The sequence below is a fragment of the Jatrophihabitans sp. genome (assembly GCF_035474675.1).
Taxonomy (GTDB): Bacteria; Actinomycetota; Actinomycetes; order Mycobacteriales; family Jatrophihabitantaceae; genus Jatrophihabitans_A.
Genome location: NZ_DATINC010000075.1, coordinates 1 through 17,282, shown reverse-complemented (window position 1 = coordinate 17,282; position 17,282 = coordinate 1). Strand labels below are relative to the sequence as shown.

General features: G+C 73.1%; 13 protein-coding genes and 1 pseudogene. 8 read left to right on the top strand and 6 right to left on the bottom strand.

The genetic code is table 11. The annotated features are described in order from the left end of the window. Positions 1-3 precede the first annotated feature (3 nt). The 3 genes from VLJ82_RS09050 to VLJ82_RS09040 are packed head-to-tail and all read left to right on the top strand — an operon-like array spanning position 4 to position 5,587. A complete protein-coding gene (locus VLJ82_RS09050) occupies positions 4-2,403 on the top strand; it encodes an APC family permease (RefSeq protein ID WP_408663008.1) in 2,400 nt (799 codons plus the stop codon). Positions 2,404-2,408: 5 nt separating this feature from the next. Next, positions 2,409-4,907 (top strand): DUF4118 domain-containing protein, encoded by a 2,499-nt coding sequence (locus tag VLJ82_RS09045; RefSeq protein WP_408663007.1) that lies wholly within the window; start codon positions 2,409-2,411, stop codon positions 4,905-4,907. Further along, on the top strand, positions 4,904-5,587 hold the full coding sequence (locus tag VLJ82_RS09040) for a response regulator (protein ID WP_408663072.1): 684 nt from the start codon (positions 4,904-4,906) through the stop codon (positions 5,585-5,587). The genes VLJ82_RS09045 and VLJ82_RS09040 overlap by 4 nt, the downstream gene beginning before the upstream one ends. Positions 5,588-5,602: 15 nt before the next feature. Here the strand turns inward: VLJ82_RS09040 and VLJ82_RS09035 are convergent, their stop codons facing one another. After that, positions 5,603-6,196, bottom strand: a complete 594-nt coding sequence (locus VLJ82_RS09035; RefSeq protein WP_408663006.1) for a DoxX family protein — start codon at positions 6,194-6,196, stop codon at positions 5,603-5,605. Between the two features lie 281 nt (positions 6,197-6,477). Here VLJ82_RS09035 and VLJ82_RS09030 point away from each other — a divergent pair, with 281 nt between their 5' ends. From VLJ82_RS09030 to VLJ82_RS09010, 5 genes are all read left to right on the top strand, one after another. Continuing rightward, positions 6,478-7,026 carry a hypothetical protein gene (locus VLJ82_RS09030; protein WP_408663005.1) on the top strand — a complete coding sequence of 183 codons (549 nt, stop codon included), beginning with the start codon at positions 6,478-6,480 and terminating at the stop codon, positions 7,024-7,026. 287 nt (positions 7,027-7,313) lie between these two features. Beyond that, positions 7,314-9,188 carry a DUF3352 domain-containing protein gene (locus VLJ82_RS09025; RefSeq protein WP_408663004.1) on the top strand — a complete coding sequence of 625 codons (1,875 nt, stop codon included), beginning with the start codon at positions 7,314-7,316 and terminating at the stop codon, positions 9,186-9,188. A gap of 58 nt (positions 9,189-9,246) precedes the next feature. Further along, positions 9,247-10,134: an LLM class flavin-dependent oxidoreductase gene (locus VLJ82_RS09020; protein WP_408663003.1), complete on the top strand. Its 888-nt coding sequence runs from the start codon at positions 9,247-9,249 to the stop codon at positions 10,132-10,134. 107 nt (positions 10,135-10,241) lie between these two features. Beyond that, positions 10,242-11,015: a GAF and ANTAR domain-containing protein gene (locus VLJ82_RS09015; RefSeq protein ID WP_408663002.1), complete on the top strand. Its 774-nt coding sequence runs from the start codon at positions 10,242-10,244 to the stop codon at positions 11,013-11,015. Between the two features lie 75 nt (positions 11,016-11,090). Then, positions 11,091-11,555, top strand: coding sequence for a hypothetical protein (locus VLJ82_RS09010; protein ID WP_408663001.1), 465 nt, complete (start codon positions 11,091-11,093; stop codon positions 11,553-11,555). Here the strand turns inward: VLJ82_RS09010 and VLJ82_RS09005 are convergent, their stop codons facing one another. The 5 genes and pseudogenes from VLJ82_RS09005 to VLJ82_RS08985 form a co-directional block, all read right to left on the bottom strand. After that, positions 11,556-12,890: a PLP-dependent aminotransferase family protein gene (locus VLJ82_RS09005; RefSeq protein ID WP_408663000.1), complete on the bottom strand. Its 1,335-nt coding sequence runs from the start codon at positions 12,888-12,890 to the stop codon at positions 11,556-11,558. Beyond that, positions 12,887-14,008 carry an alpha-hydroxy acid oxidase gene (locus VLJ82_RS09000; protein ID WP_408663071.1) on the bottom strand — a complete coding sequence of 374 codons (1,122 nt, stop codon included), beginning with the start codon at positions 14,006-14,008 and terminating at the stop codon, positions 12,887-12,889. The genes VLJ82_RS09005 and VLJ82_RS09000 overlap by 4 nt, the downstream gene beginning before the upstream one ends. A 117-nt stretch (positions 14,009-14,125) precedes the next feature. Further along, a pseudogene (locus VLJ82_RS08995) lies at positions 14,126-14,920 on the bottom strand (alpha/beta hydrolase); the annotation flags it as partial. 11 nt (positions 14,921-14,931) lie between these two features. Beyond that, positions 14,932-16,149 (bottom strand): cytochrome P450, encoded by a 1,218-nt coding sequence (locus tag VLJ82_RS08990; RefSeq protein WP_408662999.1) that lies wholly within the window; start codon positions 16,147-16,149, stop codon positions 14,932-14,934. Positions 16,150-16,252: 103 nt separating this feature from the next. Beyond that, the coding region (locus VLJ82_RS08985; protein WP_408662998.1) for an SGNH/GDSL hydrolase family protein at positions 16,253-17,282 on the bottom strand (1,030 nt) is incomplete at its 5' end.

The window sequence follows — 17,282 nt, the reverse complement described above, 5'->3', positions numbered from 1 at the left end:
GGTGTGACCGACGTCCTGCCCGAAGCCGCTTCCTTCCCCGACCTGCCCGAAGCAGCCGGCTACCGGCTCAAGCGCCTGCTGCTGGGCCCGGCACTGGTCACCGAGCGGTTGCACGAGGAGAAACTGTCGCGCACCGCGGCGCTCGGGGTGCTGTCCAGCGACTGCATCTCGTCCTCGGCCTACGGCAGCGAGGAGATGCTGATCGTGCTGCTGGCCGCCTTCGGGCTGGCCGGCTACCAGTTGCTGATGCCGCTCACCGCCGTGGTGCTGGTGGTGCTGGCCCTGATGACCCTGCTGTACCGGGAAGTCGTGATGGTCTACACCAAGGCCGGCGGCTCCTATGTGGTGGCCAGGGAGAACTTCGGCCCCCGGACCGCCCAGATCGCCGCCGTCGCGCTGCTGATCGACTACGTGGTCACGGTGGCGGTCCAGACCGCCGCCGGCACGGCCGCGATCACCTCGCTGGTGCCCGCGCTCGGCGGCTACACCGACGAGGTCACCGTCGGTGTGGTGCTGCTGCTCGGGTACGGGAACCTGCGGGGCGTCCGGGAGGCGGCGCGGGCATTCGCCTTTCCCACCTACTTCTTTGTCGCGATGGCGGGCATGGTCATCGCGGTGGGAGTGGTTCGCGAGCTGGCCGGCGACCTGCCGCGCTACCAGCACGCCGCCGGGATGATCGAGGTGACCGACCAGCACCACGCGCTGCTGTCCGGGATGGCGGTCTTCGTGCTGCTCAAGGCGTTCGCCAACGGTGGCTCGTCGCTGACCGGCCTGGAGGCGATCTCCAACAGCGTCAGCGCATTCCGCCCGCCCGAGGGCCCGCATGCCCGGTCGAACCTGTCGATCCTGAGCGTGCTGCTCGGTTCGCTGGTGTTGGGAATCTCCTTCCTGGCCTGGCAGACGCACGCCACGCCGTATGCCAGCGGCAGCCCCACCGTGATCAGCCAGGTGGCCCGGGCCGCGTTCGGGGACGGGACGCTGGGCCACCTGGGCTTCGTGCTCGTGCAGCTGGCCACCGCGCTGATCCTCTACACCGGGGCGAACACGCCGTTCACCGGCTTTCCGTTCCTGGCCAGCTTCATCGCCGAGGACTCGTTCCTGCCGCGCCAGATGACCCGGCGCGGGCACCGGCTGGCGCACAGCAACGGCATTGTCGTGCTCACTGCGACCGCGCTGGCGCTCCTGCTCGGCGTCGGTGCGCACGTCGACAAGCTGGTTCCGTTCTACGCGATCGGGGTGTTCACCGGCTTCGCCATGGCGGGGTTCGGGATGGCCCGGCATCACTGGCTCGCGCCGCCGCCCCGGCACCGGGTGCGGCTGGTGACCGACCTGGTGTGCGGTTGCACGGCCACGCTGGTGGTGCTGATCTTCGCCGTGGTGAAGTTCAGCGAGGGGGCCTGGCTGATCGTGGTGCTCTTTCCGCTGATGTGGCTGGGACTGGTGCGGTTGAACTCCCGCTACCGGGCCGAGGCACGCTCGCTGGACCTGGTCACCGCCAGAGTCACCGGCGGGCCTTCGATGCTCCGGTACTACCCGCGCTCGGTGGTGCTGGTGCTGGTCGACCGGCTGGACGTCGCGGTGATCCGTGCGCTGCGCTACGCGGGCAGCTTGCACCCCACCGAGCTGCGGGCGGTGCACCTGGTCCTCGACTCGCACGACGCCGAGGTGCTGCAGCGGGAGTGGATCGTGCGTGGCCTGGGTGACCGGGTGCCGCTGGAGCTGGTCGGCTGTCCCGATCGGCGGCTGCCCCGTGCGGCGAGCCGGCTGGCGCTGCGGGAGGTGATCTCGGAGCGGGCGGAGGTGACGGTGCTGCTGCCGCGGCGGACCTTCCGCCGGCTCTCCCAGCGGTTGCTGCACGACCGCACCGCTGACCGGATCGCCGCCGCGGTGAGCAGGATCGCGCATGTCTCGGCAACCATCGTGCCGTTCGACACCACCCTGAGCCGGGAGGTCGTGGACCGGCTGGAGTACCGGCGGGCCGAAGCCGCCCGGATGGCGGCACTGTCCCCGACAACCGGCACCGTGCTGCCCGCCGGCGCTGCGGTACCGGTCGGTGCCACAGGGCCCGCCGGCGCTGCGGTGCCGGCCGGCAAGCACGCCGTGCCGTCCGGCCGGACCCCGATCGGCTCCGTGGTGCCGAGGCAGCAGGTGGCCATCGAGGGCGAGGTGCGGGTGGTCCGGGCCGGCACCGTCGCCGGCCGGTCACTCGAGGCCCAGGTCTTCGACGAGACCGGAGGAATCCGGCTGCTGTTCTTCGGCCGCACCGCCATCGCCGGGATCACGCCGGGCGCCCGGATCCGAGCCTGGGGGCGGGCCGGTGAGTACAAGGGGCACCTGGCGCTGGCCAACCCCCGCTACGAGCTGGCCGCCCCGCGGGACGGCTTGCCGGCTGGGAGACACTGAACGGCATGCACCGCGGGACCCTGCGGATCTATCTCGGCGTCGCACCCGGCGCCGGCACGACGCACGCCATGCTGACCGAGGGAATCCGTCGCCGGCGCCGGGGCGCCGACGTGCTGCTGGCGGTGGTGGCCAGCCGGGGCCGGCGCCCGATCGAGGACCTGGCGGCGCTGCTGCCGGCGCTGCCGGGCGCGGCCGGGACCCTGGACGTGCCCGCGGTGCTGGCGCGCCGGCCGGGTGTGGTGCTGGTCGACGAGTACGCCTTCGTCAACCCCGCGGGCACCACCCGGGAGCATCGCTGGCAGGACGTCGAGCAGTTGCTGAGCGCCGGCCTGGATGTCGTCTCGACGCTGGACATCGCCGAGGTGGCCGGCCTGAGCGGCATCGTCGAGCAGATCACCGGGGCCCGGCCGGTCCGGACGGTGCCGGACCCGGTGGCCCGCGCGGCGGACGAGATCCAGCTGGTGGACCAGACCCCCGAGGCGCTGCGCCGGCGGATGGCGCACGGCAACATCTACCCAGCCGTTCGGGTCGATGCCGCGCTGGCGGACTACTTCCGTCCCGGCAACCTCGCCGCATTGCGCGAGCTGGCCCTGCTGTGGGTGGCCGACCGGGTGGCGGAGGGGCTGCAGCGCTACCGTGCCGAGCACCGGATCGCGGTGCCCTGGCAGACCCGGCCCCGGATCGTGGTCGGCCTCAGCGGAGGCCGGCACGACGCGGCACTGGTCCGGCACGCGGTCCGGCTGACGGCCGGCAGCGGAGCCGAGTTGCTCGCCGTCCACGTGGTCACCGGCTCCCAGCGCGAGGTGGACCCCATCGTGCTGACCACCCAGCGAGCGCTCAGCACGGCGGCCGGGGGCAGTTACCACCTGCTGCGCGCCGACGACCCGGCCGCGGCACTGGTCGAGTTCGCCGAGGCGAGCAACGCCGGCCAGCTGGTTCTCGGCACCGGCCGGCGCCGGTGGCATTCTGACCGGATACCCGGCTCGGGCATCGCGGCCCGGGCAGTGCGCAGGTCACCGGCCGTCGCGGTCACCCTCGTCGACCAGCACCCCGGCTCCGGCTGGTCCGGTGCCCCTCGCCGGCCGGGCTTCGGCTGGCCGTCCTGGCGGCGCGCCGGCCTGGGCGCTGCCCTGTCGGTCGCCCTGCTGAGCCTGGCCACGCTGTCGCTGGCCGCCACCCGCCAGCAGCTGAACCTGCTCAGCGCGGTGCTGGTCTACCTGCTGGTGACGGTGCTGGTCGCCTGGATGGGCGGCGTGCTGGTCGCCATCGCCACCGCCCTGGCCGCCACCGCGCTGCTCAACTACTACTTCACCCCGCCGCTGCACCGGTTCACCATCGGCGATGCCAACAACGCGCTCGCCCTGGCGGTGTTCGTGCTGGTCTCGGTGCTGATCGCGGGGCTGCTGGACCGGGCCGAGCGGCGGCGCCGGCAGGCGGTCCGGGCCTCCTCGGAGGCCCAGTTCCTGGCCACCATCGCCGGCAGCGCGGCGCGGGGTGGCTCGGCACTGGCCGAGCTGATGGAACAGGTACGCCACACCTTCGGTATGCGGGCGGTCACCCTGCTGGAACGGGAAGGTGCCGGCTGGCAGGTGGCGGCCGAGATCGGCGCGGACCCGCCCCGCAGTCCGGAGCAGGCCGACGTGGTGGTGGCCGCCGACGAGCAGACGACCCTGCTGCTCAGCGGCGGCGTGCCCGAAGCCGGCGACCAGCGGGTGCTGCGCGCGGTCGCGGTCCAGGCCGCTGCCGCGCTGCGTACCGAACGGTTGGAAGCCGAGGCCGAGCGGTCCCAGCCGCTGCAGGAGGTGGACCGGACCCGCACCGCACTGCTGGCAGCCGTCAGCCACGACCTGCGTACCCCGCTGGCCGGGGCGAAGGCGGCGGTGAGCAGCTTGCGCGATCCCCAGGTGCACTTCACCCCCGGCGACCAGGCGGAGTTGCTGGCCACCGCGGACGAGTCGCTGGACCGGCTGGCCAAGCTGGTCGCCAACCTGCTGGACATGAGCCGGCTGCAGGCGGGCGCGATGGCGGTGCACCGCCAGGTCGTCGCGGTCGAGGACGTGGTGGCCCGGGCGCTGGACTCCCTCGGCCCGGACGCCGACCGGGTCTCGGTCCGGGTGCCGGCCGAACTGCCGGCGGTGAGCGCGGACCCGGGCCTGCTGGAGCGGGTGATCGGCAACCTTCTGGAGAACGCCCTGCGGGTCTCGCCCGCCGGCCGGCCGCCGCTGGTCACCGCCAGCTCGCACCACTCCCGGGTGCAGGTGCGGATCGTCGACTACGGCCCGGGCCTGGCGCACGCCGCCCGGCAACGGGTGTTCCTGCCGTTCCAGCGCCTCGGCGACACCTCCAACACCACCGGGGTCGGGCTCGGCCTGGCGCTGGCCCGCGGGCTGGCCGAGGCGATGAGCGGCTCGCTGGTGCCCGAGGACACCCCCGGCGGCGGGTTGACGATGGTGCTCACCCTCGCCGGCGTCAGGGACGAGCACCCGAGTCCGCAGGTGGTCTGATGCGGGTACTGGTGGTCGACGACGAGCCGCAGATCGTGCGGGCCTTGACGATCAACCTGAAAGCACGGCAGTACGAGGTGCACGCCGCCGCCACCGGCACGGCGGCCCTGAGCCTGGCCGCCAAGCTGCCGCCCGACCTGGTCCTGCTCGACCTCGGACTGCCCGACCTGGACGGCGGCGAGGTGATCGCCGGCCTGCGCGGCTGGACCAGCGCCCCGATCATCGTGCTGTCGGGCCGCAGCGGCGGCGCGGACAAGGTGGCTGCGCTGGAGGCAGGCGCCGATGACTACGTGACCAAGCCGTTCGGCATGGAGGAGCTGATCGCCAGGATGCGCGCGGTCTCCCGCCGGGCCGGCAGCGACGCCGGCGCCGCGCGGGCCAGCGTCCGGATCGGTGCGCACCTGATCGACCTGGCGGCGCATACGGTCACCGGCCAGCAGGGCGAACCGGTGCGACTGACCCGTACGGAGTGGGAACTGCTCGAACAGCTGGTGCGCCACCCCGGGCAGCTGGTCACCCAGCGCCAGCTGCTCACCCAGGTGTGGGGGCCGGCCTTCGTCGAGGAGTCCGGCTACCTGCGCTTCCACTTCGGCAAGCTGCGCCGCAAGCTGGAGACCGATCCGGCCCGGCCGCAGCACCTGATCACCGAACCGGGCATCGGTTACCGGTTCACCGAGTAGCCAGCGGCCGCGGGCTCAGCTGCCGGCGGTGGTCGGGTCGCTCGCGCCGGCGGTGGTCGGGTCGCCCGCGATGTCGGCGACGTCGGGAACCGGCTGGATCACCGGCTGCGGCGCCAGGGCCGGCGCGCTCCGCTCCCCCGCGGCCATGGTCAGCGCCGCCGCCCCGACGCCGGTGGCCAGCGAGAACAGGGCCCAGTGGATTCCCTTGCGTTCCCTGCCACGGAGGTAGTCCAGCGACAACCGGCCGGGGCCGGTCTCGGCCAGCGAGGTCACCGCGGCGATCAGCACCGCGTTGTACTCCCAGCCACCGTTGGCGGCCCACGGCCCGTTGGGCAGGTGGACCTTGCGGATCGCGGTGGTCATCACCCCGGTCAGGCCGGCGGTGGCCAGCGGGGTGCCCAGGCCCAGCACCAGCATGCCGCCGCAGGCGGTCTCGGTGACGCCGGCGAGCGCGGCGTGCACCTTCGCCGGGCGCATTTGCAGGCTCTCCATCATGCCTTCGGTGCCGGCCCGGCCGGGGCCGCCGAACCAGCCGAACAGTTTCTGGGTGCCATGGCCGACGAACAGCCCACCGATGACGGCTCGTGCCGCCAGTCGTCCCACGCTCATGTACGCCTCCGGGTGTCTGGGTTTGGAGAAGGGCCCGGTGTCTGGGCGTCGTCAAGGCCCGCCGCTGTCGGGCCGGCGGTTTGGCTCACCGCTCGCCGTACCGCCACGCTACGCCTGATCCACCCCATCGGGTGCCGCGCCTGCCGGGCGCCGGATCGGCCGTGCCGGGGCCGGTCGGCAAGGGGCTACGGTGGGATCACGGGCCGCTGGTCCGCGCGGATCAACAGCGATCCGGCGTGCGCCGCTAGGTGCGCAATCGCTTCTCCTCCCAGGAGTTTTCCGTGCTCTTCAACACTGTGTCCCGCTCACTGCACGATGTCGGCCTGGCCGCCTGGTTCGGCGGCACGCTGGCCAACGCGGTGGCCCTCAACCCGGCTGCCGCGCAGGCGGGAAGTCCCAGCGCGACCGGCGCGGTCGCCAACGCCGGATGGGACCGCTGGACGCCGGTGAACGCCGCCGCGATCGGCGCGCACCTGATCGGCAGCGTCGGCCAGTTGCTGGACAACACCGACCGGCTGGCCGCCCAGCAAGGCGTGGCCACCATGTCGATGGTCAAGACCGGCGTGACCGCCGCCGCGCTGGCCGCCACCGGCTACTCCCGGATGCTGGGCCGCAAGATCTCCCAGCACCACGCGGTGCCCGCCTCGGACGGCACCACGCCGGCCGCCTCGACCCCGCCGGAACTGGCCACGGCCCAGAAGCAGCTGGCCGCGTTGCAGTGGGCCATCCCGGCGCTGACCGGCGCGCTGGTCGTGATCAGCGCCTTCGCCGGCGAGCAGCAGCGGCCCGGCAACGTGCTGTCCGGCATCACCCGCAGGCTGGCCGGGTAGCCGTCCGACCAGTCACCAGTCAGCCACCAGCCAGGCTGGCGGCTGGGACTCTCTTGGCTGTGGAATACCCACCGGTCGCTGGGACAACCGGTGGGTATTCCACATGCGGGACTGCCGAGCAGGAGTTTGTCCAACCTGACGTGCTTGGCCGCCCGGGCCGGTTACCCTCGTGGCCACCGGCCCGGGCCCGCGGCCGCGCTCCTGCTGTCGATTCAGGTCCGGACCCGGTCAGCCGATGGGTGCCCTGAGCAGCTCGCCGACACGACAGAAGGCCGCGGAAACGGTTCATGACACATTCCTCGCAGGGTCCGGACCAGCCCGGGGATCCGGCCTCCGGCACGCCCGAGCCGGAATCCACGGCACCGCTGCCCGACTACTGGGAGCAGCGCTTCGGCGGCCAGCCCCGCCCCGCACAAGCCGATCCGGCACAACCCGGTCCGGCGCCGACTGAGCCGTACCAGCCGGGATATGCGCCGCCCGGCCCGTACCAGGTGGGTGACCAACCGCCCGGCCCGTACCAGCCCGGGTACGCCCCGGCCGGGGAATACCAGCCCGGCTACCAGCCGCCGGCGCCGTACCAGCCGGGTGGCCAACCGCCCCCCGGGCCCTACCAGCCGGGGTACCAAGCGGGCTACCAGGCGCCCTACCCGCCGCAGGGTCCCGGGTCGGACATCTACCTGTCCAACCCGTACCTGCTTGCTCCGCCGCCCCGCAAGACCGGCCCCGGCCGCAAGCTGATCGCCGGCGGCGCGGTGCTGGCGGTGCTGGCCGCGGGTGCGGTCGCCGCCTACGCCTACAACACGCTGTCCGGCGGCGGGACCCAGCCGGAGAAGGTGCTGCCGGCCACCACGGTCGCGTTCGCCAAGCTCGACCTGGACCCGGCCGCCGGCCAGAAGATCGCCGCCTACCGGCTGTCGAAGAAGTTCCCGAAGGTCGTCAAGGGCGCGGGCAACCTCGACGAGGAGAAGCACTCCCTGCTGTCGTCGTTCTTCGACGACGAGAGCGAACTGGACTACCCCACCGACATCAAGCCGTGGCTGGGCGACCGGATCGCGGTCGCGGCGGTTCCGGACCGCACCAGCCCGACCGGGATCGATCCGGTGCTCGCGGTGGCCTACACCGACGAGGCCAAGATGAAGGCGGCGATGGGCAAGGCCGCGCGCACCGAGCGCGACTTCGGCTACGTCACCGTCGACGGCTACGTGCTGGTCAGCAACAGCCAGCCGCACGCCGAGGCGGTGCTGGCCGGTGTCCGGCAGGGCACGCTGGCCAAGTCCGGGCAGTTCCACTCGGACCTGAAGTCGCTGCACGGCGACCAGATCGCGATCGCCTGGACCGACGTCGCCGGGGCGCTGGCCGCGGTCCGGGCCGGCACCAGCGGTACCCCCAGCTCCCGGATCGAGAACCTGCGCCGGCTGAACAGCCTGGCCGCCCGGGGCCGGATGATCGTCGGGGTGCACGCCGGCTCGGACTACCTGGAGGTGTCGGCCGTCTCGCGTGGGGCCGAAACCGGCAAGCGCGCGGCCAGCACTCCGGTGAACGGCACCCTGGCCAAGCTCTCCGCCGCCGACACCAGCGGGGCGCTGGAGGTCACCGGCCTCGGCGAATCGCTCAGACAGGCCTGGAACGGCGCCTCCGCCGCCCTGGGGCTGGGCACCGAGTTCGAAGACTTCATCGACCAGACCGGCCTGCAGCTTCCCGGCGACCTGGCCGCGTTGTTCGGCACCGACACCACGTTCTCGTTCCGGCTGCGGTCCGGCGGAACCGGGGATCCGGAGATCGCCGCCCAGGTCAGCACCGCTCAGGCAGACCGGGCCATGCAGTTGCTCGACACGCTGGGCGAGCCGTTCGGCTTTCCCTCCGAGAGCCTGCACGCCCGCAAGATCCCCGGCGGCTACCAGGTCAGCACCAGCCCCGACTACGACCCGCGGCCGGGCCCCGGCGTCCGGACGCTGGGCAACGACCCGACCTTCCAGAAGGCGGTCCCCGACCGCGCCAACGCGACCCTGATCGGCTACCTCAACCTCGGCCAGATCCTCGATGCCGACCCGTCCACCTCGCCCCAGGAAAAGGCCGACTGGAAGCACGTCGGCGCGCTCGGGCTGAGCATGGTGGCCACCTCGGACGGCAGCCGGATGACCTTCCGGTTCACCACCCGGTAATCCGGTGCCGACCGTCTGGTACCCGGCGGACGCCGGCCCGCCGCGATAGGTTGCCGCGGTGCGCCACGGGCTGTCGGTCCCCTGCTTCGGAACCGGTGTCGATGCCGAGCTGGTGGCCGCCTGGGCCGCCGCCGCCGAGTCGGCCGGGTGGGACGGCTTCTTCCTGTGGGACCACCTGTTCGCCTTCGCCGCCGGGCCGGTCGACGCGGTCGACCCGTGGATCGCGCTGGCCGCGGCGGCGTGCGCCACCGAGCGGATCCGGCTGGGCATCCTGGTGACGCCGCTGCCCCGGCGCCGGCCGCTGGTGGTGGCCCGGCAGAGCGTCACCCTGGACCGGCTCAGCCACGGCCGGCTGGTGCTGGGGGTGGGCACCGGCGCCGGCCCGTACGAATGGGACTACTGCGGTGAGCAGGCCGACCCGGCGGTCCGCGGGGACATGCTCGACGAGCACCTGGAGGTGCTGGCCCGGCTGTGGACCGGGGAACCGGTCCGCCACCAGGGCAGGCACTACCGCGCCGCCGGGCCGGACTGGTCGGCGGTGTGCTACCCGCCGCCGGTCCAGCAACCGCGGATCCCGGTCTGGGTGGGTGGCAGCTGGCCCGGCACCAGGCCGTTCCGCCGGGCGGCCCGCTGGGACGGCGTGGTGCCGATGCGCCCGGACGGGCGGTGGGAGGTCGCCGACACGGCGGCGGTCGCGGCCCGGATGGCCGAGCTGCGGGCACCGGACGCGCCGCCCTTCGACCTGGCCGTTCCGGGTGAGACCGCGGGCGGCGACCCGGCGCGGCAGCAGCGCTACGCCGAGCACGCCGCCGCCGGGGCCACCTGGTGGGTGGAGGCCGTCCACCCGTGGCGGTACGGCTGGACCGACGACTGGACCAGCGCCGGCGAGCCCCGTACCGGGTGGCCGTTGGCCGCCATGCGCGAGCGCATCGAGGCCGGCCCGTGACCGGCGGCTGCAGAGGTTGGAATTCGAGGCGAGTCTCCGCATATTCTGGTTGCCAGCACAACTGCCGTCCGGACCGGACCGGAGTTTGACCCCCATAGGAAGGAAGCATGTCGGAACTGCTTGATCCTGCCGAGGCGGCTGACCCGCAGGGCGAACCTTGGCGAGTGCCCGGCTCCGCCACGCTGCCCGACAGCGGGGGCGAGTCCACCACCGTCTTCGCCGCGGCGCTGACCGAGCTGGCCATGGCCGTCCAGGCCGGCAAGCTCGACCCGCTGGTAGTACTCGCCGAGGGCGCGACCGACGTCATTCCCGGCACCGAGTTCTCGATCCTGGTCACTCCGGCCGGGCCGGGACGGCTGGCAGCCCAGGCCACGTCCGGAACGGAGACCCTGCAGGTGGTCGACCTGCAGAACGAGGTGGGCGAAGGCCCCGGCCTGGACGCGGTCAGCCAGCCCGAGCCGGTCTGGGTGCCGGACCTGGCGACCGAGGACCGCTGGCCGCTGTTCACTCCGGCAGCCCGCGAGCTGGGAGTGGCCAGCATGCTGTGCACCCCGCTGGTGACCGGCGACCGGGTACTGGGAGCGCTGAACCTGGCGGCATCCCGGCCGCACGCCTTCAATGAGGAGTCCCAGGCGATGGCCAGCCTGTTCGCCGCGCACGCCACGATCGCGCTGGCCGGCCAGGAATGGCACCGCAACCTGACCACCGCGCTGGACAGCCGGGACGTGATCGGGCAGGCCAAGGGCATCCTGATGGAGCGCTTCCGGGTGACGCCGGACGCCGCTTTCGCGTTGCTGGTCAAGGCATCCCAGCGCACCCACACCAAGCTGCGCACCATCAGCGAGGAGCTGTGCCGTACCGGGGTGCTGCGCAACAAGTGAGCCGGCGGCAGACCCGGTGGTGACGTCTGATAGCGGTGCACGTTAACGTCTGGTCAACCAGAAGGGACGTGCCTTATGAAAACGCTCGTCATCGTCATCATCGTGATTCTTGTGGTGCTCGCCCTGCTCGCGCTGTTCGTGCTGCCGCGGATGCGGGAGCGGACGGCCGAGCGCAAGCGGGTCCAGGCGCAGCAGCACCTGCAGGAGGCAAGCGAGCGCTCGGCCCGGGCCGAGTCCGCGCAGGCTGCCGCCGAGGAGCAGGTCGCCCGGGCCCGGCGGGAACGCGCCGAGGCCGAGCTGCGGGCCGCCGACACCGAGCGGGAGGCCCAGCAGCGGCTGGCCGAGGCCGAGCGGGAGCGGGCCGAGGCGCAGCGGCTGCAGGAGCGCGCCGGCACGCTCGACCCCACCCTGCGGGACGGCGAGGCCACCGCCGAGCCGCACTACCGGACCGACGACGCCGTGGCGGACTCGGACTACCCCGCCGGCGGGACCACCGCCGACCCCCGCTACCGGGACGGCGACGGCGACCCGCTGCGCTGACTAGCCGGGCCGGTGCTGGCCCAGCTGGTCGTAGACCAGCCGGGCCAGCCGGTCCAGGCCGGCCTCGATCTGCTCCGGGGTCACCGTGCTGCAGCTGAGCCGCAGCGCGTGCACCGGCACGCCCGGCTCGTAGAAGTGGTGCATGGCCGTCCACAGCACCCCGTAGTCGGCCGCCGAGCGCTCCAGCAGCGCGTCGTCCACCTCGAACGGCACGGTGACCACCACGAAGAAGCCACCGACCGGGACGTTGTAGCTCACCCCCAGGCCGGGATCCGGGAAGCGGGCCGCCAGCCCCGCCACCATCTGGCGCATGTTGGCGGTGTAGACCGCGCGCTCGCGCTCGTTGGCGCGCAGCAGGCTGTGGTCGTTCTCCAGCAGCTTGCCGCCCACGATGGCCTGGGTGATCGGTGAGGTGTTCACCGTCAGCATGCTCTTGATCTTCGACAGCTGGTCGGCGAGCAGGCCCCGGTTGCCGGCCGCGTCGGTCACCGGCTGGTCGGCGACCAGGTAACCGGTGCGCACGCCCGGCATCGCGGTCTTGGCGAAGGAGCCGAGGTAGACCACCGTCCGCTGCTCGTCGAGCGCCTTGAGGGTGGGCCGGCGCTGCTCGTCGGCGTGCGGGAACAGCCCGTACGGGTTGTCCTCGAGCAGCAGGATCCCCTCGGCGGCGGCCATCGCCAGCAGCCGCCGCCGGTCGGCGAGGTCCATGCTGACCCCGGACGGGTTGGCGAAGTCGGGCATCACGTAGCAGGCCCGCGGGCGCAGCCCGGCCGCCCGCGCCGCCCGGATCCGGCGCTCCAGGTCGTCGAGGTCGACGCCGCCCGGGCCGGCGGCCACCGGCAGCACCGGCATCTCGACCAGCCGGGCAGCACCGGTCAGCCCGACGTAGGTCGGGGTGACGGCCAGCAGCACGTCGGACGGCCCGGTGCGCAGCGCCCGCAGCACCAGGAACATCGCCTCCTGGCAGCCGACGGTGACCACGATCGCCTCCGGGTCGACCGAGATCCCCTCGTCCCGGGCCAGGTTGGCCGCGATCAGCCCGTGCAGCACGCCCTTGGTGCGGCCGTACTGGAACAGGGTGCGCCGCACCTCGGCCGGCGAGTAGCCCAGGTCCTCTTCCAGGTGCCGGCAGAACCGGCGCAGGTAGCGGTCCAGGGAGTCGATTTCGAAGAACTGCTCGACCGGCCGGCCGGCCGCCAGCGAGATCGCGTCCGGGTACCGGGAGGAGATCTCGTTGAGGAAGTTCATCGAGTTCAGCGCCGGGTCCTCCAGCGCCCCGAACAGCTCGGCGGTGTCCAGCTCACCGGCGTGCAGCCGGTCGGCGGTGGCGCTCATCGGCAACTCTCCTGGGTGGTGCGCAGGTCCCGGACCGCAGCCAGATCGGGGCAGCCGGCCAGGATCAGCGATTCCTGGATCTCGGTGTTCAGCAACGCCAACGCGCTCTCCGCCCCGGCGGCCCCGTCGACGGCCAGCGCCCACAGCAGCGGCCGGCCGACCAGCACGCCGGCCGCGCCCAGGGCGAGCGCTCGCAGCACGTCCGTCCCGCTGCGGATGCCGCTGTCCAGCAGCACCTGGCACTGCTGCCCGACCTCGGACACCACGGCAGGCAGCGCCGCGACGCTGGCCGGTGCCGCGTCCAGCTGGCGGCCGCCGTGATTGGACACCACGATCGCGTCCGCGCCGAGGTCGACCGCCCGCCGAGCGTCCCGCGGGTCGAGGATGCCCTTGAGCGCCAGCGGCAGGCTGGTCCGGTCCCGCAGCCATTCCAGGTCGGCCCAGCCCAGCGCCGAGCCGAACAGCGAGCTGGTGTGCGCGGCCAGCGCCGACTCGCCGCGGTGCGCCACGTGCGCCCGGCTGCCCGACCCGTCGGTGAGGTTGGCGGCCACCACTTCGGCCGGCAGCGCGAACTCGTTGCGGACGTCGCGCAGCCGCCGGCCCAGCACCGGCACGTCCAGGGTCACCACGAGGGCGGCGATGCCGGCGTCCTCGGCGCGCTCGATCAGTCGTTCGAGTGCGTGCCGTTCGGCCAGCCAGTACAGCTGGAACCAGAGCGCGACCCCGGTACCGGCGACCTCCTCGACCGGGCAGCTGCTCAGCGCGCTGAGCATCATCGGCACCCCCGCCCGGCGGGCGGCCTCGGCCATCGCCACCTCGCCGGCCGGGTGCATCAGCCGCTGGTAGGCCATCGGCGCCACCGCGACCGGCAGCGCGGCGGGGGTACCGAGCAGGCTCGTGGCGGTGTCGGTGCGACCGCCGCCGGCCAGCACCCGGGGATAGACCACCACCGCGTCCAGCGCCTGCCGGTTGGCCCGCAGCGCGGTCTCGGCGCCGGCACCGCCGGCGGCGAAGTCCCACACCTGCGGCGGCAGCAGCGCCTGGGCGCGGGCCTCGTAGTCGGCCAGCGACACCACCGCCGGCCCCGGTGCCGGCCCGGTGCCGAGCCTGGCGCGCAGGAAGGCCACCGCCTGCCGCACCGCCCGCCGGCCGCCGTCGAGCATCGACGACATCAGGAAGAAGCCGTGCATCATGCCCTCGTAGCGGGTGCACTCGGTGGGCACCCCGGCGGCCCGCAGCTTCTCGGCGTACTGCTCGCCCTCGTCGCGCAACGGGTCGTACTCGGCGGTGATCACCAGGGCCGGCGGCAGCCCGCTGTGGTCGCCGGCCAGCAGCGGCGAGGCCAGCGGGTCCGCACCGTCGGCGGGGTTGGCCAGGTAGTGGCCCCAGTACCAGTCCACCGACCGGCGGTTGAACATGCTCTCGTCGTCGTTCTCGGCCAGCGACGGGGTGCCGGCGCGGTAGCAGGTGTTGGGGTAGACCAGCAGCTGGGCGGCCAGCGCCGGCCCGCCGCGCTGCCGGGCCAGCAGGGTGACGGCCGCGGCCAGGTTGCCGCCGGCGCTGTCGCCGCCGACCGCCAGCCGGCCCGGGTCCAGGCCCAGTTGCCCGGCGTGCTCGACGACCCAGCCGAGCGCGTCGTAGCAGTCGTGCACCGCGACCGGGAACCGGTGCTCGGGCGCCAGCCGGTAGCCGACCGCGATCACCGCGCAGCCGGCGGCGTTGGCCAGCGTCCGGCAGATCCCGTCGCAGGTCTCGATCTGGCCCAGCGTCCAGCCGCCGCCGAAGTAGTACACCAGCGCCGGCAGCGGGCTGGCCTCGGTGGGCCGGTACAGCCGCAGCGGCAGCGTCGCGCCGGCAACCCGGACGCTCAGCTCCAGCACCTGGAAAACCGGCTCCGGCGTGCCGGTGCCGGCCTGGATCTCGGCGAGGTCGGCGGCCCGGGCCTCGGCCAGTGTCTGGGTGTACAGCGGGCGCACCTGCTCGGCGATCCGGCGCTCCCGCCAGCGCGCCACCTGCGGGTCCAGGGGCATGTCGTGCGACCTCAGTTCAGGGTGACGGGCACGGACGTCAGGCCGCGCAGGAACAGGCTGTGGCTGCCGACCGGTTCGCCGGCCAGCGCCAGCCGGGGGAACCGCTCGAACAGCCGGGGCAGGGCGATCTGCGCCTCGGCCCGGGCGACGGCGGCGCCGATGCAGTAGTGCGCGCCGGCACCGAAGCCCAGCGAGGGAAGCTGCTCCCGGCCCGGGTCGAAGGTGTCCGGATCGGCGAACCGGTCCGGGTCGCGGTTGCCGGCCCCCACCAGCAACAGCACCACCTCCCCCTGAGCCAGCGGCACCCCGGCCAGCTCCAGGTCGGCCGGTGCCGACCGGGCCAGGAACTGAACCGGGCTCTCGCAGCGCAGGATCTCGGAGAAGCAGTCCGATGCCAGTTCGGGGTTGCCGGGCAACGCGGCGGTGACGTCCGGGCGGGACAGCAGCAGCGGCAGGCCGCTGCCGATCAGGAAGACGGTGGTCACGAAGCTGGCGTTGAACAGCACGATGAGGTTGCTGATCAGCTCGGCCTCGGTCAGCTGGTGCTCCCCGGCGTCCACCGAGGCGACCAGCGCGCTGAGCAGGTCCGGCTGCGGGTCCCGGCGGCGCTGGTCGAGCAGCCTGGTGTAGTAGCCGCGCAGCTCCTCGGTCGCGTCGTCGGCCCGCTGCAGGGCCTCGGGTGTCTTGCCGTCCAGGTCCATGAAGGCGTCGATCGGGCGGACCCTGGCCCGGTACCAGTCCAGGTCCTCGACCGGAATGCCGATGAAGGCCGCCATCACCAGCGCCGGCATCTGCGCGGCGAACTCCTCGACGTAGTCCAGCACGGCACCCCCGGCGCCGGCCTGTTCCATCCGGTCGAGCCGGTCGTCCACCACGGCGGAGATGATCGGGTCCATGGCGGCCAGCCGGCGGGGCGTGAAGGTCTTGGCGAACAGGCCCCGCATCCGGGTGTGCTCGGGCGGGTTGGTGAACATCATCGAGGTGTCGAAGGTGCTCAGCAGTGGGTGCTGGCGGGCGCCGGGGGTGGCCTGCTTGTAGAAGCTGACGTCCCGCAACACCGAGTCGATGAGGTCGTAGCCGGTGGCCACCGCCGCGAACCGGCTGACCCCGGCCATCTCCTGGGTCAGCGGCGCGATCGGCCCCAGCCGGCGCAGCTGCCGGTAGATCGGGTACGGGTCGGCACGCGCGGAGTCGGTCAGCAGCTGCGCGAGGATCTCATCGGCGGTCACGGTCGGGATGAGTCCTCTCAGATCGCCTCGGCTTCTCACCCGCGCCATCCCTGCCCTGCCCGGGCCAGCCGGGCAGGGCAGGGATGCGGTTTGTCCGGTCGGGTCAGGATACCGAATCCGGGCCCTTCAGCAGCGCCTGCAACGAGATCGCGTCGGCCATCGCCTGGTTGCCCAGGTCGTTGGGGTGGATGTGGTCGCCGGAGTCGTAGGCCGGCCGCAGCTGGGCGGGGTCGGCCGGGTCGCGCAGGACCGCGTCGAAGTCGATCAGGCCGTCGAACTCGTCGCTGCCGCGCAGGTAGGCGTTGACGGCCTGCCGGGTGGCGTCCTTCTCCGGCGTCCAGACGCCGGGCCCGCCGTTGCCCTTGTACGGCGCCAGGGTGGCGACCAGGCTGACCGCGCCGTGCTCCTTGACCTGCTGGTTGATCTGGCGCAGGGAGGCGATGATCGCGTCCGCCGAGTCGTTCGACATCCAGATGTCGTTGATGCCGAGGTCGGTGATGACGGTCCGGGTGCCGATCTGGTCGAAGACGTCGTCGTCCAGCCGGGCCAGCGCGTTGGTGCCGAGCTGCGCGAAGCCGGGGAAGTCGCCGGCACCGGGCTCGGTGCCCTCGTGGTTGAGCCGGTTGCCGGCCAGGCTGGCGTTCAGCACGGCCGGTGCGTCGTTGCCGCGGGCGGCCAGCAGCCGGCTGTACAGCAGGTTCGCCCAGCGGGTGTTGGCGTCCAGGGTGCTGCCGTTGGCGTCGCCCAGCGAGTCGCTGAACACCACCACCGGGCCGTAGTTGGTGTGCCGCAGCACGTCCACGCCGGACAGGAAGAACCAGCAGCAGGTCCGCTCGGTGGTGTAGCCCGCGCCGTCCGGCGCGGCGGCCAGGTCACCGACGCCGACGTAGTTGTTCTGCCGGGTCGTCGAGTGGAACGTGGTGAGCCCGGTCGGAGTCGGGAAGAAGACGCTGACCACGAGGTCCTGGTCGTCGGCGAGACGCATGTCGACCGGGTCGCTGAGTAACTCGGCGCCCCGGTTGATCACGGTGGTCGGCGAGCCGTTGAACCGCAGCTCGGTGATCGTCGCGGGGTCGACGTCGGACAGCGCCGGCGTCGCGGTGTTCGGCTTCGCGACCGTCGCACGGCCGACG